This window comes from Serratia sp. CY52157 (assembly GCF_052168495.1).
Lineage (GTDB): Bacteria > Pseudomonadota > Gammaproteobacteria > Enterobacterales > Enterobacteriaceae > Serratia > Serratia ureilytica.
The window spans coordinates 644,785-666,581 of the sequence record NZ_JBJNMO010000002.1; the positions used below are offsets into that span (position 1 = coordinate 644,785).

General features: G+C 61.5%; 21 protein-coding genes. 10 read left to right on the forward strand and 11 right to left on the reverse strand.

Features of this window, described 5'->3' with window-relative positions; translation table 11 throughout:
- Nucleotide 1 precedes the first annotated feature (1 nt).
- Genes otnC through ltnD form a run of 3 tightly spaced genes read right to left on the reverse strand, consistent with a single transcriptional unit; the run spans nucleotide 2 to nucleotide 2,804 of the window.
- On the reverse strand, nucleotides 2-634 hold the full coding sequence (gene otnC, locus ACJ8IP_RS12890) for a 3-oxo-tetronate 4-phosphate decarboxylase (RefSeq protein WP_089191378.1): 633 nt from the start codon (nucleotides 632-634) through the stop codon (nucleotides 2-4).
- Nucleotides 631-1,890, reverse strand: coding sequence for a 3-oxo-tetronate kinase (gene otnK / locus ACJ8IP_RS12895; RefSeq protein WP_164107255.1), 1,260 nt, complete (start codon nucleotides 1,888-1,890; stop codon nucleotides 631-633). Before otnK ends, otnC begins: the two co-directional genes overlap by 4 nt.
- Nucleotides 1,890-2,804, reverse strand: a complete 915-nt coding sequence (ltnD, locus tag ACJ8IP_RS12900) for an L-threonate dehydrogenase (protein ID WP_042783993.1) — start codon at nucleotides 2,802-2,804, stop codon at nucleotides 1,890-1,892. Before ltnD ends, otnK begins: the two co-directional genes overlap by 1 nt.
- Nucleotides 2,805-3,087: 283 nt before the next feature.
- On the opposite strand from ltnD, the gene ygbI reads away from it, so the two are divergent.
- The gene (ygbI, locus tag ACJ8IP_RS12905; protein WP_042783995.1) at nucleotides 3,088-3,858 is read left to right on the forward strand and encodes a DNA-binding transcriptional repressor YgbI; all 771 of its coding nucleotides are present in this window, start codon (nucleotides 3,088-3,090) and stop codon (nucleotides 3,856-3,858) included.
- Between the two features lie 149 nt (nucleotides 3,859-4,007).
- Here the strand turns inward: ygbI and ACJ8IP_RS12910 are convergent, their stop codons facing one another.
- The 4 genes from ACJ8IP_RS12910 to ACJ8IP_RS12925 form a co-directional block, all read right to left on the reverse strand.
- Entirely contained in the window at nucleotides 4,008-4,535 is a 528-nt protein-coding gene (locus tag ACJ8IP_RS12910) for a hypothetical protein (RefSeq protein WP_049866663.1), read from the reverse strand.
- A 122-nt stretch (nucleotides 4,536-4,657) separates the two neighbouring features.
- Nucleotides 4,658-5,425 (reverse strand): molybdopterin-dependent oxidoreductase, encoded by a 768-nt coding sequence (locus ACJ8IP_RS12915; protein ID WP_042783996.1) that lies wholly within the window; start codon nucleotides 5,423-5,425, stop codon nucleotides 4,658-4,660.
- On the reverse strand, nucleotides 5,418-6,023 hold the full coding sequence (locus ACJ8IP_RS12920) for a cytochrome b/b6 domain-containing protein (protein WP_042783999.1): 606 nt from the start codon (nucleotides 6,021-6,023) through the stop codon (nucleotides 5,418-5,420). The genes ACJ8IP_RS12915 and ACJ8IP_RS12920 overlap by 8 nt, the downstream gene beginning before the upstream one ends.
- Nucleotides 6,024-6,036: 13 nt before the next feature.
- Nucleotides 6,037-6,663: a hypothetical protein gene (locus ACJ8IP_RS12925; protein ID WP_072628051.1), complete on the reverse strand. Its 627-nt coding sequence runs from the start codon at nucleotides 6,661-6,663 to the stop codon at nucleotides 6,037-6,039.
- A gap of 140 nt (nucleotides 6,664-6,803) precedes the next feature.
- Here ACJ8IP_RS12925 and ACJ8IP_RS12930 point away from each other — a divergent pair, with 140 nt between their 5' ends.
- Entirely contained in the window at nucleotides 6,804-7,475 is a 672-nt protein-coding gene (locus tag ACJ8IP_RS12930; protein ID WP_033650568.1) for a heavy metal response regulator transcription factor, read from the forward strand.
- Nucleotides 7,472-8,890, forward strand: a complete 1,419-nt coding sequence (locus ACJ8IP_RS12935) for a heavy metal sensor histidine kinase (RefSeq protein WP_089191383.1) — start codon at nucleotides 7,472-7,474, stop codon at nucleotides 8,888-8,890. The genes ACJ8IP_RS12930 and ACJ8IP_RS12935 overlap by 4 nt, the downstream gene beginning before the upstream one ends.
- A 13-nt stretch (nucleotides 8,891-8,903) precedes the next feature.
- Here the strand turns inward: ACJ8IP_RS12935 and ACJ8IP_RS12940 are convergent, their stop codons facing one another.
- Nucleotides 8,904-10,370, reverse strand: a complete 1,467-nt coding sequence (locus ACJ8IP_RS12940; protein WP_033650570.1) for a sensor histidine kinase — start codon at nucleotides 10,368-10,370, stop codon at nucleotides 8,904-8,906.
- Nucleotides 10,371-10,373: 3 nt separating this feature from the next.
- Entirely contained in the window at nucleotides 10,374-11,087 is a 714-nt protein-coding gene (locus tag ACJ8IP_RS12945) for a response regulator transcription factor (protein WP_016928494.1), read from the reverse strand.
- 151 nt (nucleotides 11,088-11,238) lie between these two features.
- Between ACJ8IP_RS12945 and ACJ8IP_RS12950 the strand changes: the two genes are divergently transcribed.
- From ACJ8IP_RS12950 to ACJ8IP_RS12965, 4 genes are all read left to right on the forward strand, one after another.
- Nucleotides 11,239-11,850, forward strand: a complete 612-nt coding sequence (locus ACJ8IP_RS12950) for a cytochrome b/b6 domain-containing protein (protein WP_033650571.1) — start codon at nucleotides 11,239-11,241, stop codon at nucleotides 11,848-11,850.
- 10 nt (nucleotides 11,851-11,860) lie between these two features.
- Nucleotides 11,861-12,637 (forward strand): molybdopterin-dependent oxidoreductase, encoded by a 777-nt coding sequence (locus ACJ8IP_RS12955; RefSeq protein ID WP_046686687.1) that lies wholly within the window; start codon nucleotides 11,861-11,863, stop codon nucleotides 12,635-12,637.
- Nucleotides 12,638-12,696: 59 nt separating this feature from the next.
- Nucleotides 12,697-13,002, forward strand: coding sequence for a pentapeptide MXKDX repeat protein (locus ACJ8IP_RS12960; RefSeq protein ID WP_108680354.1), 306 nt, complete (start codon nucleotides 12,697-12,699; stop codon nucleotides 13,000-13,002).
- Between the two features lie 64 nt (nucleotides 13,003-13,066).
- Nucleotides 13,067-13,537, forward strand: coding sequence for a YkgB family protein (locus ACJ8IP_RS12965; protein WP_004939115.1), 471 nt, complete (start codon nucleotides 13,067-13,069; stop codon nucleotides 13,535-13,537).
- Nucleotides 13,538-13,581: 44 nt separating this feature from the next.
- On the opposite strand, the gene ACJ8IP_RS12970 is transcribed toward ACJ8IP_RS12965, so the two are convergent.
- On the reverse strand, nucleotides 13,582-15,621 hold the full coding sequence (locus tag ACJ8IP_RS12970; RefSeq protein WP_004939112.1) for a choline transporter: 2,040 nt from the start codon (nucleotides 15,619-15,621) through the stop codon (nucleotides 13,582-13,584).
- Between the two features lie 400 nt (nucleotides 15,622-16,021).
- Between ACJ8IP_RS12970 and betI the strand changes: the two genes are divergently transcribed.
- The 3 genes from betI (at nucleotide 16,022) to betA (ending at nucleotide 19,916) form a co-directional block, all read left to right on the forward strand.
- On the forward strand, nucleotides 16,022-16,624 hold the full coding sequence (gene betI, locus ACJ8IP_RS12975) for a transcriptional regulator BetI (RefSeq protein WP_033642409.1): 603 nt from the start codon (nucleotides 16,022-16,024) through the stop codon (nucleotides 16,622-16,624).
- 14 nt (nucleotides 16,625-16,638) lie between these two features.
- Nucleotides 16,639-18,111, forward strand: coding sequence for a betaine-aldehyde dehydrogenase (gene betB / locus ACJ8IP_RS12980; protein WP_047572157.1), 1,473 nt, complete (start codon nucleotides 16,639-16,641; stop codon nucleotides 18,109-18,111).
- Between the two features lie 137 nt (nucleotides 18,112-18,248).
- The gene (betA, locus tag ACJ8IP_RS12985) at nucleotides 18,249-19,916 is read left to right on the forward strand and encodes a choline dehydrogenase (protein WP_004939099.1); all 1,668 of its coding nucleotides are present in this window, start codon (nucleotides 18,249-18,251) and stop codon (nucleotides 19,914-19,916) included.
- 108 nt (nucleotides 19,917-20,024) lie between these two features.
- On the opposite strand, the gene ACJ8IP_RS12990 is transcribed toward betA, so the two are convergent.
- A complete protein-coding gene (locus tag ACJ8IP_RS12990; RefSeq protein WP_004939096.1) occupies nucleotides 20,025-21,650 on the reverse strand; it encodes an FMN-binding glutamate synthase family protein in 1,626 nt (541 codons plus the stop codon).
- Nucleotides 21,651-21,797 lie beyond the last annotated feature (147 nt).

Sequence of the window (21,797 nt, forward strand, 5' to 3'; positions counted from 1 at the left end):
TTCAGCTCCGTAATTCGGCAATTTCATCAGCGGTCAAATAGCGGATCGGACGATCGCCGAGGGTGAAGATCAGCCGCGCCGCATCTTCCATCTCTTCGGTATTGTCCGCCGCCGCTCGCAGGTCTTTACCCGTCACCACCGGCCCGTGGTTGGCCAGCAAAAAGGCGCGGTGGGTCGGCGCCAGGCGGGCCAGATCCTGCGCCAGCCTTTCGTCGCCGGGCCGGTAGTAAGGCACCACCGGCACCTTGCCGACGCGCATCACCACATAGGGGGTGAACGGTTTGATGGCGTTGTCGGCGTCCAGCCCCTGCAGGCAAGAGAGCGCCGTGAGGTAGGTGCAATGCAAGTGCACGACCGCTTTGCATTCTGGGTTGTTCAGATAGAGCGCCCGATGAAAGCTGATCTCTTTCGACGGTTTGTCGCCGGAGAGCCAGTCGCCGTTCAGGCTCACTTTAGACAGGCGATCGGCCTGCAGCTCGCCGAGGCAGGAGCCGGTCGGCGTCGCCAGCAGCGCGCCGTCCGGCAGCAACAGCGAGAGGTTGCCGGCGGAGCCGGTGGCGTAGCCGCGTTGGAAAAACGAGGCGCCCAGGCGCACCATCTCTTCACGCGCCTGCTGTTCAATCGTCATGCTCATACCGGGAACTCCGTTTGCGCGCGCGTGAAGAAGGCTTCATCGCCAAAATTACCCGATTTCAGCGCCAGGGAAATGGCTCGATCGCTGGCGCGCACCCAGGGAACGCCGGGGGAAATGCTGGGGCCGATATGGAAGCCGCGAATACCCAGCGCCTGCGTGACCACGCCGGAGGTTTCGCCGCCGGCGACGATAAAGCGGCTGAATCCCAACTGGCGCAGTTGCACCACCAGCTCGGCGAACAAGGCTTCCACCGCCTCGCTGGCGGCGGCGCCATGCCGTTGTTGCGTTTGCTGCAGCGACTCCGGCGATGCAGTGGCGTAGATCAGCGGGGCAAGCGCTTCTCCGGCATGGCGCTGCGCCCAGTGCGCCAACTCGACGGCGTAGGCGGCGCGCGTCTGGGGATCGAAGCAACGGTCGATATCGATGGCCTGCGCCGCCGCGCGTTCGCGATAGTGCGCCACCTGCCGGTTAGTCATGACGGAGCAGGAGCCAGACAGTACCGCCGCCTTTTCCCCCAGCGGCGCGCCGGCCGCTTCTGCCGCGCGATCGCCGTTCTGCGCCCATTGCCGCGCCAAACCGATCGCCAGGCCCGAACCGCCGGTCACCAGCTTCATCGTTTTCAACGCTTCACCCTGGGTAAGCAGATGCCGTTCGTTGAGCGTGTCCAGCACCGCGTAGCGCACGCCTTCCTGCGCCAGTTGCTGCAGCTTCTCGCTGACTGCCTCGGCGCCGCGATCCATTTCCGCCGCCGTCACCAGCCCACAGCGTCCGGCGGCCTGGGATTCCATCAGGCGAAGCAGGTTGCTGTCGGTCATCGGCGTGACCGGGTGATGACGCATGCCGGACTCAGACAGCATCTGTTCCCCGACGAACAGGTAGCCCTGATAGACCGTGCGGCCGTTTACCGGCAGCGCCGGGGAAACAACCGTGAAATTTTCCCCCAGCGCGGCGAGCAGGGCGTCGGTCACCGGGCCGATATTGCCCTGTGCGGTGCTGTCGAAGGTGGAGCAGTATTTGAAGTAGAACTGGCGGCAGCCCTGTTTTTGCAGCCAGGCCAGCGCTTGCAATGCCTGTTCGATCGCCTGCTCTGCCGGGCAGGAGCGCGATTTCAGGCTGATGACGACCGCCTGAGCGCCGACCGGCGTTTCGTCCTGCGGCACGTCGTTCAACTGCACCGTAGGCAGGCCGTTTTGCACCAGAAAACTGGCGATGTCGGTCGCGCCGGTAAAATCATCCGCGATTACGCCGAGTTGCATCAGAGCGTCTCCTTTTTCTGCGGCAGATCGATGCCGGCAAAGATTTTGATTACCGCGCTGTCATCTTCTTTACCGTAGCCGGCGTTGCTGGCGGCGGTAAACATGGTGAAGGCGGTGGAGGCCAGCGGCAGCGGGAAATGCAGCGCCTTGGCGGTATCCGCCACCAGCCCCAGATCCTTGACGAAGATATCCACCGCCGATTTGGGCGTATAGTCGCCGTCGACCACGTGGCGCATGCGATTTTCGAACATCCAGGAGTTGCCGGCGGCGTGGGTGACGACGTCATACATGACGTCCAGCGGGATGTTGGCGCGGGCGGCCAGCGCCATGGCTTCCGCTCCGGCGGCGATGTGCACGCCGGCCAACAGCTGGTGGATGATTTTTACCGTCGCGCCCAGGCCGATGGTTTCGCCGATGCGGTAAACCTTGCCGGCGATGGCGTCCAGCACGGGTTGCAGGCGCGCGAAGGTGGCGTCGGCGCCGGCGGCCATCACCGTCATCTGGCCTTCTTCCGCCTTGGCCGCCCCGCCGGAAACCGGCGCGTCCAGCATCGCCAGGCCGTAGTCCAGCAGCCGTTGCTCGATCTGTTTGGCGTCATCGGCGGAAATGGTCGAAGACACCATCACCGCCGTGCCCGGCTTGAGCTGCGGCGCCAGGCCTTGCTCGCCGAACAGGATTTGCTTCACCTGCGCGGCGTTCACCACCAGCAGCAACACGGCGTCCAGCTCGGCCGCGAAGTCGCAGGCGCTGGTAGACGCTTGTTTCGCGCCGGCCTGTTGCAGCGCCGCCAGCGCCTGCGGATTGAGATCGGCGCCGTAGGTGGTCAATCCGGCGCGGAGGCATGAACGCGCGGCGCCCATGCCCATCGCCCCCAGCCCGATGACGCAAACGGCATAATTCCCTGGGTGTGTCATACTGCACTCCTGTTAATTTTAGTGATAATTTGTTTTGTTGTGTTAAATGTAAGCGCTTGTCGGCTGATTATCCGCGATCGCTATCACAATAATTAACAATGCGTGAAACGGGTTTTTCGTGCGATTTCTGGCCTGAAGCAACATTACTATTATGTTTTTAAATAAGTTTATTTTTGGCTGGCCTAACTGCGCTCGCCGTCACGCTGCGAGAAATTAGGGCTATCGGCGAACGAAAATTGACGTAAAATCACAATTATTATCACCGCAGCAACGAGAGGGAACCGTGATACCTGTAGAACGCCATCAACAAATTCTTGCGCTGGTATCCGAACGCGGCGTCGTCAGCATCGCCGAGCTGACCGAACGGCTGGGGGTGTCACATATGACGATCCGCCGTGACGTGCAAAAGCTGGAAGAGCAGGGGGCGGTGCAGTCGGTCTCGGGCGGCGTGCAGGCGCCGGAACGGGTGGCGAGCGAACCTTCTCACCAGACCAAAGAGGGGATGTTCGGCCGGCAGAAAATCGCCATCGGTCGGCTGGCGGCGCGGCAAATTCCCGCCAATGGCTGTATCTATCTGGATGCCGGCACCACCACGCTGGCGCTGGCGAAACAGATCGGAGAACGTGACGATTTGACGGTGGTGACCAACGACTTTGTCATCGCCGGGTTCCTGATAGAGCATAGCCAGTGCCGAATCATCCACACCGGCGGCACCGTGTGCCGGGAAAACCGTTCCTGCGTCGGCGAGGCGGCGGCGCAGGCGCTGCGCGGTCTGTTTATCGATCTGGCGTTCATCTCCGCCTCTTCGTGGAGCATGCGCGGCCTGTCGACGCCGAACGAAGATAAGGTGATGGTGAAGAAGGCCATCGTCGAGGCCAGCCGCCGCCGCATTCTGCTCAGCGATACGTCCAAATACGGCAAAGTCGCCACCTATCTGGCGCTGCCGATCGCTGCCTTTGACGCCGTCATTACCGACGAAGGGTTGCCCGCCGCCGCGCGGGAGGCCATTGAGCAAGCGGGGATTGCATTGCTGACGGCGGGAGAAGAAGAATAAGAACGAACCGGAATCAGGATGAAAGTTCGGTATCGATGCTACGTGCGGGCGGTTCACTGGCTTCAACGCCGCCGCGTTCACGCCATTCGCGGCGCCTTTGTTCCCACCACTCTTCGTGGAAGGCTTGCATCTCTTTCAGGCGCTGTTCCTTAACGTGCTGTTGGCAAGTATGGGATGCTATGGGGGCTACGTGGGATTTCGATGACATAGAGGCCGTCCTTTATAAACTCTATTTTGTATAAATAATGCCCTTTGTGCGCGTATTTTTTCAACAAAAAATCATAAATTTTAGCTAATGCTGGCCTTAACGGTGCACTTAAGATGATCCTGGCATGATACTGATAGGCAAATTTGAGAAGAGTTTCCCCGATGCCAACAACGAATAAGCGTTCGCGTTGGAGAAGGGTATAATGCATTGCGGTATAGGTATCGAAAGCTGAGCGCCGATGCCTGTTTACGTCGCTCAACGCCTTAACATCATAAAACTCCAGAGAGAAAGCATTATTGAGGAGAGCAGTGTCCACATACACTGGGGCAAACCAATGGTGCATGTTTTGCCCAATTCTCTTGAAATCCAAATGATAGATGGCCGATTTACCATCACCTTTTCTGACGGCAATCTGATATCTGTATGTGTCTGCTATTCCAGTGTGTGACTCCCTCACATCAATCTCCATGATAAAATCCTTTTTACTATTATTTTTCCTATAGTTATCCCCTTTGTGACGAACAGATTATTAACCGCGGCGGAGACGATCCTCCAGCCGCCGATGAAGGTTGTGCGCAGCGCCGCGCAAAACTAAATGCCGCTGAACCAGTTGTAGCCCTGATCTTCCCAATACCCGCCCGGATTGACGTCGCTGACGAAGATCGCGGCGATATGTTTGGCGTTTTTGAACCCCAGCTTGGTCGGCACGCGCAGCCGCAGCGGGTAGCCGTAGTCCGCCGGCAACGCCTTGCCGCCGAAATCCAGCGCCAGGATGGTCTGCGGGTGCAGCGCGGTGGCCATGTCGAGGCTGGCGTAGTAACGATCGGCGCATTTGAAGCCGACGTAACCGGCATTCAGATCCGCGCCGACGTGCTGCAGAAAGGTGCGCAGCGGCACGCCTCCCCATTGGCCAATGGCGCTCCAGCCCTCAATGCAGATCAGGCGCGTGATCTGGCTTTGCTGCGGCAGCCGCTGCAGCTGTTCCAGCGTCCAGGGCGCTTTTTTCTCCACTTTCCCCGCGACCTCAAGCCGGTAGCCGGCGAGACCGATCTCGGGGACGTTGTATTCCGGGTAAAATGCGTTAAAGGGGAAAGGGTGGGTGATCTGGTCCGGCCGGTAAGTTTGCGCCAACCGCTGGCCGCTGAACAGCCAGGCCTGCACCCGGTCGTTCCAGCGCGACATGGCCCACAGCACTTTATCCACCCGATCGCCGTCTTGCAGATTACACCCGGTCAGCATGGCGATGCCGCCCAGCGTCAGCCCGGAGCGCAACATCAACCGGCGTTGCAGATTGACCAGCTGCTTTTTTTGATCCGGTTCCAGCGTCGGCGCGGTTGCCCGCTGTTTTTTCTCATTCATGTTTGCCACCCGTTATCATCGCCCACAGGGTTTTGGGCACGACAACCACCATAAAGACGTGGATCGCCACAAACAGGCCGATGCCGGCCATGGCGAAGAAATGCACGTAGCGCGCGAAGTCGAAGCCGCCAAACAGCGCGACCAATCCCTGCAGCTGAACCGGTTTCCAAATCGCCAGGCCGGACAGCACCAGTAATAGGCCGAGCGCCAGTACGCCGAGGTACATCAGTTTCTGAATGGCGTTGTAGCGGCCATGCCGGTGGCGCAGGCGCAGCGTCATCGCCAGCCAGATATCCTGCCGCAGCGCGTCGGCGCGAAGCGGCAACAGATCGCGGCGAAAATGGCCGCTGAACAGGCTCCACAGCAGATAGCAGACGGCGTTGAGCGCCAATAGCCACATCACCGCCAAATGCCAACCAATCGCGCCGCCCAGCCAACCGCCCAGCGTCATCTGCGGCGGAAAGCGGAAATCGAACAGCGGCGAGGCGTTGTAGATTTCCCAACCGCTCATGAACATGCACACCATGGCGAACAGGTTGATCCAATGAGTGATGCGAACCGGCCAGCGATGCACCGGCGGCGACGCGTTGGTCTTCATGGCATTCCTCCGGTTACATCGGTGGCACGGTGCCGTCTTTGCCGGCGGAAATGCGCGTGGCGACGCGCTGGCCCTTATCGTCGGCGGCGGAGAACAGCACGATGTGCACGCCCGGTTTCAGCAGGCTCAGATGGCCCGGATCCAGCGTCACGATCGGCACGTCTTCCGGCACGACGACGGTTTTCTGCTGGTTACCGTAAGTGACGGTCAGGGTGCGGCCGTTGGATTTCACCAGTTTGCCGACGGTGCCGTTGGTCATGGTGTCTACTTTGCCGTCGGCGGATTCCCAGGCCGAATGCCCTTCGCCGGTGCCGCGCAGGCTGGCGGCGAACACGTGCACTTCCAGTGCCTTGAGCGTGCCGTCCGGCTGCGGCACGGCGGCGGTGCCGATAAAGCTGTCCGGCTTGATATCGTCCAGCGTGGCTTTGGAAACGCTGAGCACTTTAGTTTGCTCGTTCAGCTTGACGCTGAGTGTCTCGCCCTTGCGGTCGGTCAGCTGCAGATTGCCGTCGGCAACCTGCGTGATGGTGCCGCGCAGCGGCGCAATCACCTTGCCCGGCGTTTGGGCGGCGGCGGACAATCCGCTGGAAAGCAGTAACGTGGACAACAGTAAACCGGCTATACGATGACGGGTAATCATAACGTTCTCCTGAAATGAGTTTGCCGGTTAAGCATGGTTGACCTACTGGGTCAGCGCCATGGCCGTTTGATGACATTAATGTCATCAAGTTTGTCCGCCGAAGCTGCTAGTATTTTTGCAGACGTAACGAGGTGGCGAGCATGCGAATACTGGTAGTTGAAGACGATATCGGCACAGGGGATTACCTGAAGAAAGGGCTGGGGGAAGCGGGCTATGGCGTCGATTTGGCGCGCAACGGCACCGACGGGCTGTTTCGCGCGTTGGAGCAGGACTACGATGCGATCGTGCTCGATGTCATGCTGCCGGGGCTGGATGGCTGGCAGATCATCGAGGTATTGCGCAAGAAAAGCGACGTGCCGATCCTGTTTCTCACCGCCCGCGATGGCGTGCAGGATCGCATCCACGGTCTGGAGCTGGGCGCGGACGACTATCTTATCAAACCGTTTTCCTTTACCGAGCTGGTGCTGCGTTTGCGCACCTTGCTGCGCCGCGGGCCGGCGCGCGAAGCCGATCATTACGCCATCGCCGATCTGCAGTTGGACGTATTGCGCCGCCGGGCGGTGCGCCAGGATCAGGTGATCCCGTTGACCAATAAAGAATTCATGCTGCTGCATCTGCTGGTGCGGCGCGAAGGCGAAGTGCTGTCGCGCACGCAGATAGCGTCTCAGGTGTGGGACATGAATTTCGACAGCGACACCAATGTGGTTGACGTGGCTATCAAACGCCTGCGCGCCAAAATCGACCGGCCGTTCGACGTCAAGCTGATCCACAGCGTGCGCGGCATCGGCTATGTTTGCGAGCCGCGCTCGTGAACGCCCGCGCTTCACGTCGGCCGGTGTCGCTGACGCTGCGTACCGCCATGCTGTTCGCGCTGGTGGCCGCCTGCGTGGTGAGCGGGGCGGGCTGGTATCTGTTCGGCGCGATGCGCCAGGAAATGACGCTCCGCAGCGATCTGCAGGTGACCGGGCGCGTAGAGTATTTCCGCCATTTACTGGGGCAGCGCTTTCCTTTGGCGCGCCTGACCGCCAATAACGGCCTGTTCGAAAATATGCTGGGCAATGAACAGGATGTGTTGATTTTCCAAATTCCGGGGCAAAAACCGCTCATCAATGTGAATCCGGCCAGGGTGGCCCTGCCGCCGATCGCGCCGACGCCGCCCGAACAGGCGCAGACGCTGGCCGCCGTGCGCGGCGGGGAAACGGCGCAGGGGGTGCCGCTGCGCGCGGCATCGGCGATGGTGCGTCTGGAAGACGGCAGTTTGCTGCAGATCTCCGCCGCGCACGTCATGGTCAACGAGCAGAAGATGCTGGCGCGTTACCTGTGGCGCATTGTCGCGGCGGTCATTGTGGCTTTCCTGCTGATTGCGCTGCTGGGCTATGGGGTCATGCGCCGGGGATTGAAGCCGCTATGGCGCATGGCGGCGCAGGCGTCGCAGATCGCGCCCAATACATTGTCCACTCGCCTCAGCGAACAGGGGGCGCCGAAGGAGTTGCAGCAATTGACCCGGTCGTTCAATGCGATGCTCGATCGGTTGAATGAAGGCTATCAGCGGCTGACGCAGTTTTCCGCCGATCTGGCCCATGAGATCCGCACGCCGGTGGGCGCGTTGATGGGCCAGTGTCAGGTGGCGCTGTATCAACCCCGCAGCGTGGAGGAGTACGAAACCCTATTGTCGAACAATATGGACGAGCTGGAGCGTATTTCGCGCATGGTGGAAAACATCCTGTTTCTGGCGCGCGCCGGTGAGGCGCAGTCCGCGCTGAACTACAGTCGTCTGGAGGTGGCGGCCGAGCTGCGGCGGGTGGCGGATTACTTCGAAGGGCTGGCGGAAGAACGCGGCATCGTGCTGAGCTGTGAAGGGGAAGGAGAGCTGAAGGCGGACGCGATGTTGTTCCAGCGGGCGCTGAGCAACCTGGTGGCCAACGCGGTGCGCTATGCCGATGAAAACAGCCTGATCGTGTTGCGGGCTGAACGGCGTGCCGATGCCTGGTGGGTGCAGGTCATCAATCAGGGGCCGCCGATCGCGCCGGCGCATCTGGAAAAGCTGTTCGATCGTTTCTACCGCGCCGATCCCGCGCGCAGCGCCGGCAGCCACGCCAGCGGCCTCGGGCTGTCCATCGTGCGCGCCATCATGACGCTGCACGGCGGTGAGGTGCGTGCCGAATGTATCGAGCGCGCGCCTGTCGCCAGCCTCATTTTCAGCCTGCGGTTCCCGCTAGCGCAATAACCGATATGCCGGATTAACGCGGCGGAATGGCAAAGCGGAAGCAGGCGCCGCTTTGCGGTTGTTCGATCAGCTGAATGTCGCTGTCGTGCAGCTGCAGAATGCGCCGCACGATCATTAACCCCAGCCCGCCGGCGGGGCGTCGGGCGCCGCTCAGGACAGACGGCCGCACGAACAGATCGGCGCGCAGCGTCTGCGGAATGCCGGGGCCGCTGTCGCTGACCTGCACCATCACCTGGTCTTCCTGCCGCCACAGCCGCACGCCGATGTCGCCGCCGGGCGGCGTATGGCGAATGGCGTTGTCCAACAGGTTGGTCAGCACCCGCTCAATCATGCTGAGATCGGCGAACACCGGCGGCACGCCGGGGGCGATGTCGGCGTGCAGCCGCTGGTTGCGCGCCTCCGCCGCCAGCTCGAACTTCTGGAACACGTCCTGCAGCAGCTCGCTGAGGGAGAAGGGTTCTTTCTGCGGTTTCACCACGCCATATTCCAGCCGCGCCAGCTCGAACAGCTCCTGCGCCAGCTTGCCCACCTTGCGGCTCTGCGCCAGCGCGATCTCCAGATAGCGCCGCCGATCGGCGTCGCTCAGGGTGGCGGCCTTGACCGACAGCGTTTCCAGATAGCCGTGCAGCGAGGTGAGCGGGGTGCGCAGATCGTGCGAGACGTTGGCGATGAATTCGCGCCGCAGCCGATCCTGCTGCGCCAGCGTTTGCCACTGTTCGGCGAGGCGCTGCGCCATGCGGTGGAAGGCCTGTTGCAGCTGGCTGACCTCGTCGCGCCCGGCCGGCACCGCCGGTAGCGCCGCGTAGGCCTGCACGGCCTCAATGCCGCCGCTGTCCAGCGCATTGACCTGACGGGTCAGGCGCCGGATGGGGCGAGTGACCCAGTAGAACGCGAAACCGCCGGCCAGCAGGCTGAACAGCACCATCACCCCGGAGGTCCACAGCGCCATTCTGGCCGCGGAGTTGAACTGGGCGTTGCTGGCCAACGCCGTGTACTCTTCACCGAGCAAGACCACATACAGATAGCCCTCGACCCGGCCGTCGACCTTCAGCGGCGCAACGCTGAACACCTTGCGCCCGTCCGCGCTGCGCGGATCGTCGCCGTACACCGGCATCTGCGCGCCATCGAGCAGCGCCTGCAGCGGCGCCAGCGCGACCCGCTGCCGCTTCAGATGCCCGGCCGGCGCGGCGTTGCCGATGATTGCGCCCTGTTTGTCTAGCAGATAAACCTCAACGCTGGGGTTCACCGCCATCAGCTGATCGAACAGGGTATGCACCGCCTGCGGATCCGGCCCGTTCACCCCCAGCAGCGGATTACTGTCGGCGATATGCTGCGCCAGGTTGCCGGACAGGCGCTGTATCACCGCCTGGCTGTACTGGGTATTGCTGCGCACCTGCATCCAGCCGGAAAAGGCGCAGCCGATGACGATCAGCAGCGCGAAGATAATCGTGAGGCGTTGCGCTAACGTAAGGTTTTTCATGGCTCACTCTTGCGGCGCGGCCGCGAATTTATAGCCCATGCCCCACACCGTGAGGATGCGCTCGGGTTCCGCCGGGTTGCGCTCGATCTTGATGCGCAGCCGGTTGATATGGGTGTTGACGGTGTGCTCATACCCCTCGTGCTGATAGCCCCAGACCTGATTCAACAGGCTGAGGCGCGAGAACACCTGGCCCGGGTGGCGGGCGAAAAAGTACAGCAGGTCGAATTCGCGCGGCGTCAGCTCGATCGGCTGTTGGTGCAGGCGCACTTCGCGGGCGATGGGATCGATGGTCAGATCGTTGAAGCTGAGCGCGCCGGCGTCCATGCGCAGGTTGCGGCTCATCGCCTCCTGGCGGCGAAACAGCGCCTTGACCCGCGCCACCAGCTCCAGCATGGAAAAGGGTTTGGCCAGATAGTCGTCGGCGCCCAGCTCCAGCCCCAGCACGCGGTGCACCTCGCTGGAGCGCGCGCTGGTGATGATGATCGGCGTGTAGCGCGTCATGGTGCGCGCCCGGCGGCAAATCTCCAATCCGTCTACGCCCGGCAGCATCAGATCGAGGATCAAGGCGTCCCAGCCGCCCTGTTCCAGCATCGCCATGCCCTGATTGCCGTCGGCGGCGTGGCTGATGGCGTAACCCTCGTCACGCAGATGCAGCTGCAGCAGCTCGGCGATGTCGCCGTCGTCCTCGACGATCAAAATTCGTTTTGGCTTGTCCATTCTCATTACCGCTGATTAGCCCGATTCTCTCTGAAGTTTACACAACCGCCACCGGCGGAGTTATCACATTTTATTTAACTTTGCGTGAGGTCTTGGGGAACAAATCCGGGGAATACTCGGTTCATCGCATCGTTAGCTGGCAGGAATCGTTATGAGCCTCACTCTCACCCCGGAACAACGACAGACCGTACATCCGCTGTGGCTGCGGTTAACGCATTGGCTGAATGCGCTGGCGATGCTGATCATGGTGACCAGCGGTTGGCGCATCTACAACGCTTCGCCGCTGTTCAACTTCAGTTTTTTCAACGAGCTGACGCTCGGCGGCTGGCTGGGCGGCGCGCTGCAGTGGCACTTCGCCGGCATGTGGCTGTTTGGCGTCAACGGGCTGTGTTACCTGCTGCTGAACCTCGCCAGCGGGCGCTTCAAACGCAAATATTGGCCGCTCAGCCCGAAGCAGTTTCTCGCCGATGTCGGCGCGGCGCTGCGCGGCAGGCTGCAGCACGCCGACCTGCGCCACTACAACATGGTGCAGCGCGTGGCCTATCTGTCGGTGATGCTCCTCGGCGTGCTGAGTGCGCTGTCCGGGCTGGTGCTGTGGAAATCGGTGCAGTTTCCGCTGCTGCGCACGCTGCTCGGCGGCTATGAGGCGGCGCGCTATATCCACTTTTTCGCCATGTCGGCGCTGGTGGCCTTCGTCGCGATCCATTTGGTGATGGTGGCGCTGGTGCCCCGCACGCTGCTGGCCATGCTGCGCGGACGTTAAGGAGTTCACGATGAAAAAGGATAAACAGATCATGACGATCGTTGAAGGGCAGGCGATCGTCAAAGAAGCGCAGCGCTTGTTGACCGCGTCGTCCCGCCGCCGCTTTCTGCGCAACGGCCTGACGCTGGGCGGTATCGCTATGCTTACCGGCTGCGATCTCAGCGGCAACGCCAACGTCGAGCAGGCGCTGAGCCGTATTTCGCGCCTCAACGATCGGGTGCAGGGCTGGCTGTTCAACGGCGATCGCCTGGCGCCGGTCTACCCGGAGTCGATGATCACCCGGCCATTCCCGTTCAACGCCTTTTACGCCGAGGAGGACGCGCCCGACATCAACGGCGACGACTATCGGCTGGAAGTGGCGGGGTTGGTGCAGGACAAGCGCGCCTGGAGCCTGCCGCAGCTGCATCGGATGGCGCAGGTTAGCCAGGTGACGCGTCATATTTGCGTCGAGGGTTGGAGCGCCATCGGCAAGTGGGGCGGCGTACCGTTCGCCAACTTTCTTAAGGTAATCGGCGCGGATCTGAGCGCCCGCTACGTCAGCTTTAAATGCGCCGACGACTACTACACCAGTATCGACATGGCCACCGCGCTGCATCCGCAGACGATTATCGCGCTGACCTACGACGGCCAGACCTTGCCGCGCAAGTACGGCTATCCGATGAAGCTGCGCATGCCGACCAAGCTGGGCTACAAGAATCCGAAGCACATTCAGGTGATCGAGGTCACCAACCGCTTCCCGGGCGGTTACTGGGAAGACCAGGGTTACAACTGGTTTGGCGGCAGCTGAGGCGGCCGCCGGCCATTCTCCGGCACTCCGGTGCCTTTGACATGACGGAAGGAAATACCATGAAAAAGTTATTCGCAATGATGATGTGCAGCGCGCTGATGCTGGGCGTGGCCGGCGCCAACGCCGCGGACGGCATGAGTAAAGACGCGATGAAAAAGGACGGCATGAGCCAGATGTCGCACGACGGCATGGCGAAAGATGGGATGAAGAAAGAGTGCATGGGCAAGGACTGCATGAAGAAAGACAAAATGGGCAAAGACGCCATGAAAAAGGATGGCATGGCGAAAGACAGTATGGCGAAAGACAGTATGGCCAAAGACGGCATGAAGAAAGACGAGATGAAAAAGGATGCGATGGGGCACTAAGCCGCCTCACCCCGCGGCCGCAAGCGGCAAACCGCGGCGGCTGCGGGCAACATAAGGAGAGAGGATGATGTTGGCGACATGGCTGCGGCGCTTTCGGCGCTCGAACGGGGACGTTATCTTTATGCGCGCGGCGCTGGTGGTGATCTTCGCCGCCTTCGGTTACGCCAAATGGTTTGATTACGAGGCGCAGGGGCTGGTGCCGCTGATCGGCAACAGCCCGCTGCTGAGCTGGATGCATCAGGCGTTCGGCATTCGCGGCGCCAGTTATGCATTGGGCGTCGCTGAATGGAGCTTCGGTTTGCTGCTGCTGGCGGGGTTCTGGTCGCGGCGTCTGGGTTTGCTGGGGGCAATCGGATCGACGGTGACCTACCTGACCACGCTGACGCTGATCTTTTCCACGCCGGGCGCCTGGGAGCCCTCCGCCGGCGGTTTTCCCGCCATGGCCGGGGCCACCAGCTTTTTAATCAAGGATCTGGTGTTGCTGGCCGGCTCCCTGGTGCTGCTGAAGGCCGATTTGCCGGCCGAGCAGGCATAAAAAAGGGCGTAGCCTGGCTACGCCCTCTGGATATTTCTCGGCCGTCACATATCCGGGAAGGTCAGGGTGCCCCCCGGCGCTTCGCGATGAATGTGCAGGAAGTTCAGGTGCTTCTCGTACTGGTCGAGAATATCGCCAATCACCTGTTCCTTGCTGTAGTCCATCAGGTCGTTGCCCTGGGTGCCTTCCATCAGGAAGGTTTCCAGCCGGTAGTAGTGCGACTTGCCGGAGCGGGCGCGGTAGGTGAAGCCCGGCACCGAGTAGCGCATCGGCCAGATCTGATAGATAAAGTTCTGTTCCTCGCCCAGGTGCACCAGCAGCTCCAGGTGGTTCAGGCGTTCGTCTTCGGTCGGCGGCACTTCGCTGAACTCCACCTTCGCGCCGCGCAACTCCAGCTCGCGCGCCACGTCCTGCATCGCCGGGCGGCAAACCTTATCCAACATTTTCTGCGTGTACTGCGTGCCCGGGTAGTTCATCACCCGCGACAGACGCTGTTTCCAGTTGAGCACGTCGTGGCTGGAGACCGGCACCGGCGCCAGGGTGCTGAGCGCGCTGGCCTTGCGGTAGTCCTCCACCCGCAGCGATTTGTACAGCCCGGCCATCACGAAGAAGATCACGAAGCTGAACGGCAGGCCCATGATCACCGTGGTTTTCTGCAGCGCCGGCACGCCGTCGGTCATCAGCATGCCGATGGTCAGCAGGCCGATGGCCACCGACCAGAAAATCCGTAGCCAGTTCGGCGCATCATTATTGATGTCGGCCAGGCGCGAGGTGAAGTTACCCAGCACCAGCGAGCCGGAGTCCGCCGAGGTGACGTAGAACAACAAGCCGGTGATGGTGGCCACCGAGGCGCTGAAGGTGAAGCCGGGGTATTGCGCCAGCAGGCTGTAGAAGCCGCGCTCCGGGAACTGCATCACTTCCTGCGCGAATTCCGCGTTGCCGTGAATGATCTGATACAGCGCGCTGTTGCCGAAGATAGACAGCCACAGCAGGGTGAACACGAACGGTATGATCAGCGTGCCGACCACGAACTGGCGAATGGTGCGCCCGCGCGAGATGCGCGCCAGGAACAGGCCGACGAACGGCGACCACGCCACCCACCAGGCCCAGAAGAACAGCGTCCAGTTGTTCATCCACTCCACCGGCCGATCGAACGCGAAGCTGTTGAGCGTCATGCCCATAAAGCGGTTGACGTAATCGCCGACGTTAAGTACCAGCGCGTTGAGCAGGAACTCGGTGTCGCCGAAGAACAGAACGAACAGGATCAGGCCCAGCGCCAGCAGCACGTTCAGCTCGGACAGGATGCGGATGCCCTTGTTGACCCCCGAGGTGACCGAGATGGTGGCCATGATCACCGACAGCAGGATCAGCGAGCCCTGCACCGTCAGGTTTTCCGGGATCTCGAACAGCACCTTGAGGCCGTAGTTGAGCTGCACCACGCCAATGCCCAGCGTGGTGGCGATGCCGAAGATGGTGCCGAGCACCGCGGCGATGTCCACGCTATGGCCGATCGGGCCGTTGATGCGTTTACCAAAGATCGGGTACAGCGCCGAGCGAATGGTCAGCGGCAGATTGTAGCGATAGCTGAAGTAGCCGAGGGCGATGCCCATCAGCGCATACATCGACCAGCCGGTCAGGCCGTAGTGGAACAGCGTCCAGACCATCGCCTGGCGGGCGGCCTCCAGCGTTTGCGCGTCGCCTTCCGGCGGCATCATGTACTGGGTCACCGGCTCGGCGACCGAGAAGAACATCAAATCGATGCCGATGCCGGCGGCGAACAGCATCGCCGCCCAACTCATCAGGCTGAACTCCGGTTTGGACTGTTCCGGCCCGAGCTTGATGGAACCGAAGCGCGAGGCGGCGATAAACACCACGAACACGATGTACAGCGTCGCCGCCAGCAGGTAGTACCAACCGAAGGTGGTCGACACCCAATTCAGCGTGCGGGTGATCCACTGCCCGGAGAAGTCGGTGAAAAAGATGGTCATCAGCGAGAAGGCCAGGATCAGCCCCGCCGAGGTGAAGAAAACCACAGGGTTGAGGCGGTCCTGCTGCGGTTTGGAGGAGGTTTCGCGTGTTGTCATCGTCATCCTCTGAACTGAGTAAAATCGTGCCGCTCCGCATTCTGGGGCGCGTTGGCGCATCCGGAAAACGGGCGAATGAAGGCGGCGGCCATCCCCACGGGAATGGCCTGAACGATGCCGCTTTCGCCTGCTTATGAAGCACCGGAGCGCTTCGCGGTGGGAACCGCTTACAGCCACTGATTTTGGTCAGATTCGTTAATTACCTCACAAAAATCAGCCAGTTCCACAACCAGAAAATACATTTTTTTAACCAGGCGGCAATAAAATATATGCAATTTTTATTGAACGTTCAATCAAAAAAAAGTTTAATAGTCCTCATGATGACCTGAATCACGGGCGAAACGGCAGTGAAATTTGCCCGCTGAGATAAGGCCGAAGTCGGTTTTGTGAGAGTCGAAATATGCCAAAGGTAGGAATGCAGCCAATCAGAAGGCAGCAGTTGATTGATGCCACGCTCGCCGCGGTAAACGAAGTGGGAATGCATGACGCCACCATCGCGCAGATCGCGCGGCGGGCCGGCGTTTCCAACGGCATCATCAGCCATTATTTCAAGGATAAGAACGGCCTGCTGGAAGCCACGATGCGCTATCTGATCAGCCATCTGGGCGAGGCGGTGAAGCTGCGGCTGCAGGCGCTGACCGACAACAGCCCGGCGGCGCGGCTGCAGGCGATCGTCGCCGGCAACTTCGACGACAGCCAGATCAACAGCGCGGCGATGAAGACCTGGCTGGCCTTTTGGGCCAGCAGTCTGTACCAGCCGCAGCTCAACCGCTTGCAACAGGTGAACGGCCGTCGGCTCTATTCCAACCTGTGCGCCGAGTTTCGCCGCGTTATGCCGCAGCCGCAGGCGCGGTTGGCGGCCAAGGGGCTGGCGGCGCTGATCGATGGGCTGTGGCTGCGCAGCGCGCTGCGCGGCTCCGCGTTCAATCAGGCGCAGGCGCTGGCGCTCACGACCGAATACATCACGTTCCAACTCCGGGGGCAAACGCCGCCCGGAGGATAACTCAAGGAGATCCTATGTCCCGTTTTGGCTTGCAGAAGCTCTATATTCATGGCGCCTATGTAGACAGCACCGCTGGAAAAACCTTCAACGCCATTAACCCGGCGAACGGCGAAGTTCTGGCTGAAGTCCAGTCCGCCGGCGCTGAAGACGTCGATCGTGCGGTGGCCAGCGCGGCCAGCGGGCAGAAGGTGTGGGCGGCGATGACGGCGATGGCGCGTTCGCGCATCCTGCGTCGCGCGGTGGATATTCTGCGCGAGCGCAACGATGAACTGGCGGCGCTGGAAACGCTGGATACCGGCAAAGCGATGTCGGAAACCACCGCGGTGGATATCGTCACCGGCGCTGACGTGCTGGAGTACTACGCCGGCCTGATCCCGGCCATTGAAGGCGAGCAGATCCCGCTGCGCGATACCTCGTTCGTCTACACTCGCCGCGAGCCGCTGGGCGTGGTGGCCGGCATCGGCGCCTGGAACTACCCGATTCAAATCGCGCTGTGGAAGTCCGCACCGGCGCTGGCGGCGGGCAATGCGATGATCTTCAAGCCAAGCGAAGTCACGTCATTGACGGCGCTGAAGCTGGCGGAAATCTACACCGAAGCCGGCCTGCCGGACGGCGTGTTCAACGTGGTGACCGGCAGCGGCGCGGAGGTGGGGCAGTACCTGACCGACCATCCGGGCATCGCCAAAGTCTCTTTCACCGGCGGGGTGAAAACCGGCAAGAAGGTGATGGCCAACGCGTCGGGTTCGACGCTGAAGGAAGTCACCATGGAGTTGGGCGGCAAATCGCCGCTGATTATCTTCGACGACGCCGATCTGGATCGCGCCGCTGATATCGCCATGATGGCCAACTTCTACAGTTCCGGCCAGGTGTGCACCAACGGCACCCGCGTCTTCGTGCCGGCGGCGCTGCAGGCGCAGTTTGAGGCGAAAATCCTCGAGCGCGTGAAGCGCATTCGCCTCGGTGACCCGACCGATCCGCAAACCAACTTCGGGCCGCTGGTCAGCTTTGCGCACATGGAGTCGGTGCTGCGCTTTATCGAAAGCGGCAAGAACAGCGGCGCGCGCCTGCTGTGCGGCGGCGAACGCGTCACCCATGGCGAATTCGGCAAGGGCGCTTATGTGGCGCCGACGGTGTTCAGCGACTGCCGCGACGATATGGAAATCGTGCGCGAGGAGATCTTCGGGCCGGTGATGAGCATCCTCAGCTACCAGAACGAAGAGGAAGTGGTGCGCCGCGCCAACGACACCACCTTCGGCCTGGCCGCGGGCGTGGTGACCCACGATCTGGCCCGCGCGCACCGCGTGATCCACCAGCTGGAAGCCGGCATTTGCTGGATCAACACCTGGGGCGAGTCGGCGGCGGAAATGCCGGTCGGCGGCTACAAGCAGTCCGGCGTCGGCCGTGAAAACGGCCTGACCACGCTGGAGCACTACACCCAGATCAAATCGGTGCAGGTCGAGCTGGGCGAATACGCCTCGGTATTCTGATCTTCCCGTCGTCTTTCGAGCCGCAGCCGCGTTGGCTGCGGCCGACAATCTCTAGAGCGCCCAAATACACAGCCTGTTGCCGAGCCGCGCTTCGCGTCTTTGCCTGACCAGGCCTTTATAAAGTAAGGAGATAATGAATGGAATTTGACTACATCATTATCGGTGCCGGTTCCGCCGGCAACGTGTTAGCCACCCGATTGACCGAAGACGCCGACGTCAGCGTCCTGCTGCTGGAAGCCGGCGGCCCGGATTACCGGATGGATTTCCGTACCCAGATGCCGGCCGCGCTGGCGTTTCCGCTGCAGGGCCGCCGCTATAACTGGGCGTATGAAACCGATCCTGAGCCGCACATGAACAACCGCCGGATGGAATGCGGCCGCGGCAAAGGGCTGGGCGGTTCATCCCTGATCAACGGCATGTGTTACATTCGCGGCAACGCGATGGACTTCGACAACTGGGCCAAGGCGCCGGGTCTGGAAGACTGGACGTATCTGGACTGCCTGCCGTATTTCCGCAAGGCGGAAACGCGCGATATCGGCCCGAACGATTACCACGGCGGCGATGGCCCGGTGAGCGTCACCACGCCGAAGGCCGGTAACAACGAACTGTTCCACGCCATGGTGGAAGCCGGCGTGCAGGCGGGCTATCCGCGCACCGACGATCTGAACGGCTATCAGCAGGAAGGGTTCGGCCCGATGGACCGCACCGTGACGCCGAAAGGGCGCCGCGCCAGCACCGCCCGTGGTTATCTGGATCAGGCGCGTTCGCGGCCAAACCTGAAGATCGTCACCCATGCGCTGACCGACCACATCGTGTTCGACGGCAAGCGCGCAGTGGGCGTTAACTATCTGCAGGGCGACAGCAATCAGCTGACCCATGCCAAAGCGCGCCGCGAAGTGCTGCTGTGCGCCGGCGCCATCGCCTCGCCGCAAATTCTGCAGCGTTCGGGCGTCGGCCCGGCGGCGCTGCTGAAAAGTCTGGACATCAACGTGGTGCACGATCTGCCGGGCGTCGGAGAGAACCTGCAGGACCACCTGGAGATGTATCTGCAGTACGCCTGTAAGAAACCGGTGTCGCTGTACCCGGCGTTGCAATGGTTCAATCAGCCGAAAATCGGCGCGGAATGGCTGTTCAACGGCACCGGCGTCGGCGCCAGCAACCAGTTCGAGGCCGGCGGTTTCATCCGCAGCCGCGCAGAGTTTGCCTGGCCGAACATCCAGTATCACTTCCTGCCGGTGGCGATTAACTATAACGGCAGCAACGCGGTGAAAGAGCATGGCTTCCAGGCCCACGTCGGTTCGATGCGTTCGCCGAGCCGCGGCCGGGTGCAGGTGAAGTCGAAGGATCCGCGCCAGCACCCGAGCATTCTGTTCAACTACATGTCGACCGAACAGGATTGGCAGGAGTTCCGCGACGCTATCCGCATCACGCGCGAAATCATGGCGCAGCCTGCTCTGGACGAATACCGCGGTCGCGAGATCAGCCCAGGGCCGGAGGTGCAGACCGACGAGCAGCTGGACGCCTTCGTGCGCGAGCACGCCGAAACCGCCTTCCACCCGTCCTGCTCGTGCAAGATGGGCGAAGACGAGATGGCGGTGGTCGACGGCCAGGGCCGGGTGCACGGCATGGAAGGATTGCGGGTGGTGGATGCGTCGATTATGCCGCTGATCATTACCGGCAACCTGAACGCCACCACCATCATGATCGCCGAAAAGATCGCCGACCGCATTCGCCAGCGCGCGCCGTTGCCGCGCAGCACCGCCGACTACTACGTCGCCGGCGATGCGCCGGTGCGCAAGCAGTAACCGACACGCCCTCTCGCCGTTGAGGGGGAGGGCCGCTGTAGCAAGCAACCCCTCTCCATATGCTCTTCCCCAAGGCGAGGGGGCAACTCTCTTTTATTCCTTATCCCATCATGCCGCCGGCAGCGAGATTGCCTGATCGAAACTGTTGGGCGTCGCCATGCGCCACATGCGGGCGTAGAACTCGCTTTTGATCTCCGGCTGCAGCAGCGCGCCCGGCTCCAGGTAGTAATAGATATCGGCGTACACCTTGATCTCGGTCGGCGTGATGCGGCGCAACATATGGTGCGAGGTCAACTGCTCCGGGCGGCTGACGCCGGCCGCCGCCAGCATGTCCGCCAGCGCTTTCACCGTATTTTGATGGAAGTGATAGACGCGCTCCGCCTTGTTCGGCACCACCAACGCCTTCTGACGCAGCGGATCTTGCGTCGCGACGCCGGTCGGGCAGTGGTTGGTGTGGCAGCTTTGTGACTGGATGCAGCCGACGGCGAACATAAAGCCGCGCGCCGAATTCACCCAGTCGGCGCCGAGCACCAGCACGCTGGCGATGTCAAAGGCGCTGATGATCTTGCCGCTGGCGCCAATCTTGATTTGGTCGCGCAGGCCGCAGCCCACCAGCGTGTTATGCACGAACAGCAGCCCTTCGCGCAGCGGCATGCCCATATAGTTGGAGAGTTCGAGCGGGGCGGCGCCGGTGCCGCCTTCCTTGCCGTCCACCACGATGAAGTCCGGCAGAATGCGGGTGTGCAGCATTGCCTTGACGATGGCGACGAACTCCCACGGGTGGCCGATGCACAGCTTGAAACCGACCGGTTTGCCGCCTGACAGCTCGCGCAGCTGCTGAATGAACTGCATCATTTCCAGCGGGGTGGTAAAGGCGCTGTGCGAGGCCGGCGAGATGCAATCCACGCCTTCCGGCACGCCGCGGGTGGCGGCGATTTCCGCATCCACCTTCTTCGCCGGCAGAATGCCGCCGTGGCCCGGTTTGGCGCCCTGGCTGAGCTTGATTTCAATCATTTTCACCTGCGGGCTTTGCGCCTGTTCGGCAAAGCGGCGCGGATCGAAATGGCCGTCGGCGGTACGGCAGCCGAAATAGCCGCTGCCCAGCTCCCACACCAGATCGCCGTTGTTTTCGCGGTGATAGCGGCTGATGCTGCCCTCACCGGTGTCGTGGTAGAAATTGCCTTTGGCCGCGCCGAGGTTGAGCGCGCGGATGGCGTTGGCGGAGAGCGCGCCGAAGCTCATCGCCGAAATGTTGAAGATTGACGCGGAGTAGGGCTGGCGGCAGTCGGCGCCGCCGATGGTGATGCGAAAACTGGTGGGATCGGCGGCTTCCACCGGCCGCATCGAGTGGCCGATGCATTCATAACCGGTTTGGTACACGTCCAGCAGGGTGCCGAACGGCTTGTCGCCCATCTCGTTTTTCGCCCGGCGATACACCAGCGTGCGCTGGGTGCGGGAGAACGGGATCTCTTCATTATCCTGCTCGAGGAAATACTGGCGCAGTTCCGGGCGGATGAACTCGAAGAAGAAGCGCAGGCGGCCGATGATCGGGTAGTTGCGGCAAATGGCGTGGCGCTGCTGAGTGAGATCGTAGATCCCCAGCACCATCAGGCAACCGCAGGCCAGGGCCGGCAGCCAGAACCACGGATGGTTGTGCATCATGATCAAGAAAACCAGGGTGAGCAAGATGCTCAGCACAAAGCAGGTATAGCGGCTGAATAAGGACGACTTCATAACATCTCCTGATGTTTATTTTTAATCCACACGACATGACTCACGGATAATCCGTGTGCAAATCGTAGCCAACAGGAGAGGATGTTGTGTGTCTGTTGCTGCTTTGTCGCCGGTTGTTACATTAATTTAACTCGGCGAGGGGGCGGG

Bases quoted from the DNA above. Each gene is read 5' to 3' on its own strand.
- otnC (WP_089191378.1), bottom strand. From the start codon at position 634: ATGAGCATGACGATTGAACAGCAGGCGCGTGAAGAGATGGTGCGCCTG.
- otnK (WP_164107255.1), bottom strand. From the start codon at position 1,890: ATGCAACTCGGCGTAATCGCGGATGATTTTACCGGCGCGACCGACATC.
- ltnD (WP_042783993.1), bottom strand. From the start codon at position 2,804: ATGACACACCCAGGGAATTATGCCGTTTGCGTCATCGGGCTGGGGGCG.
- ACJ8IP_RS12910 (WP_049866663.1), bottom strand. From the start codon at position 4,535: ATGGAGATTGATGTGAGGGAGTCACACACTGGAATAGCAGACACATAC.
- ACJ8IP_RS12915 (WP_042783996.1), bottom strand. From the start codon at position 5,425: ATGAATGAGAAAAAACAGCGGGCAACCGCGCCGACGCTGGAACCGGAT.
- ACJ8IP_RS12920 (WP_042783999.1), bottom strand. From the start codon at position 6,023: ATGAAGACCAACGCGTCGCCGCCGGTGCATCGCTGGCCGGTTCGCATC.
- ACJ8IP_RS12925 (WP_072628051.1), bottom strand. From the start codon at position 6,663: ATGATTACCCGTCATCGTATAGCCGGTTTACTGTTGTCCACGTTACTG.
- ACJ8IP_RS12930 (WP_033650568.1), top strand. From the start codon at position 6,804: ATGCGAATACTGGTAGTTGAAGACGATATCGGCACAGGGGATTACCTG.
- ACJ8IP_RS12940 (WP_033650570.1), bottom strand. From the start codon at position 10,370: ATGAAAAACCTTACGTTAGCGCAACGCCTCACGATTATCTTCGCGCTG.
- ACJ8IP_RS12945 (WP_016928494.1), bottom strand. From the start codon at position 11,087: ATGGACAAGCCAAAACGAATTTTGATCGTCGAGGACGACGGCGACATC.
- ACJ8IP_RS12950 (WP_033650571.1), top strand. From the start codon at position 11,239: ATGAGCCTCACTCTCACCCCGGAACAACGACAGACCGTACATCCGCTG.
- ACJ8IP_RS12955 (WP_046686687.1), top strand. From the start codon at position 11,861: ATGAAAAAGGATAAACAGATCATGACGATCGTTGAAGGGCAGGCGATC.
- ACJ8IP_RS12960 (WP_108680354.1), top strand. From the start codon at position 12,697: ATGAAAAAGTTATTCGCAATGATGATGTGCAGCGCGCTGATGCTGGGC.
- ACJ8IP_RS12965 (WP_004939115.1), top strand. From the start codon at position 13,067: ATGATGTTGGCGACATGGCTGCGGCGCTTTCGGCGCTCGAACGGGGAC.
- ACJ8IP_RS12970 (WP_004939112.1), bottom strand. From the start codon at position 15,621: ATGACAACACGCGAAACCTCCTCCAAACCGCAGCAGGACCGCCTCAAC.
- betI (WP_033642409.1), top strand. From the start codon at position 16,022: ATGCCAAAGGTAGGAATGCAGCCAATCAGAAGGCAGCAGTTGATTGAT.
- betB (WP_047572157.1), top strand. From the start codon at position 16,639: ATGTCCCGTTTTGGCTTGCAGAAGCTCTATATTCATGGCGCCTATGTA.
- betA (WP_004939099.1), top strand. From the start codon at position 18,249: ATGGAATTTGACTACATCATTATCGGTGCCGGTTCCGCCGGCAACGTG.
- ACJ8IP_RS12990 (WP_004939096.1), bottom strand. From the start codon at position 21,650: ATGAAGTCGTCCTTATTCAGCCGCTATACCTGCTTTGTGCTGAGCATC.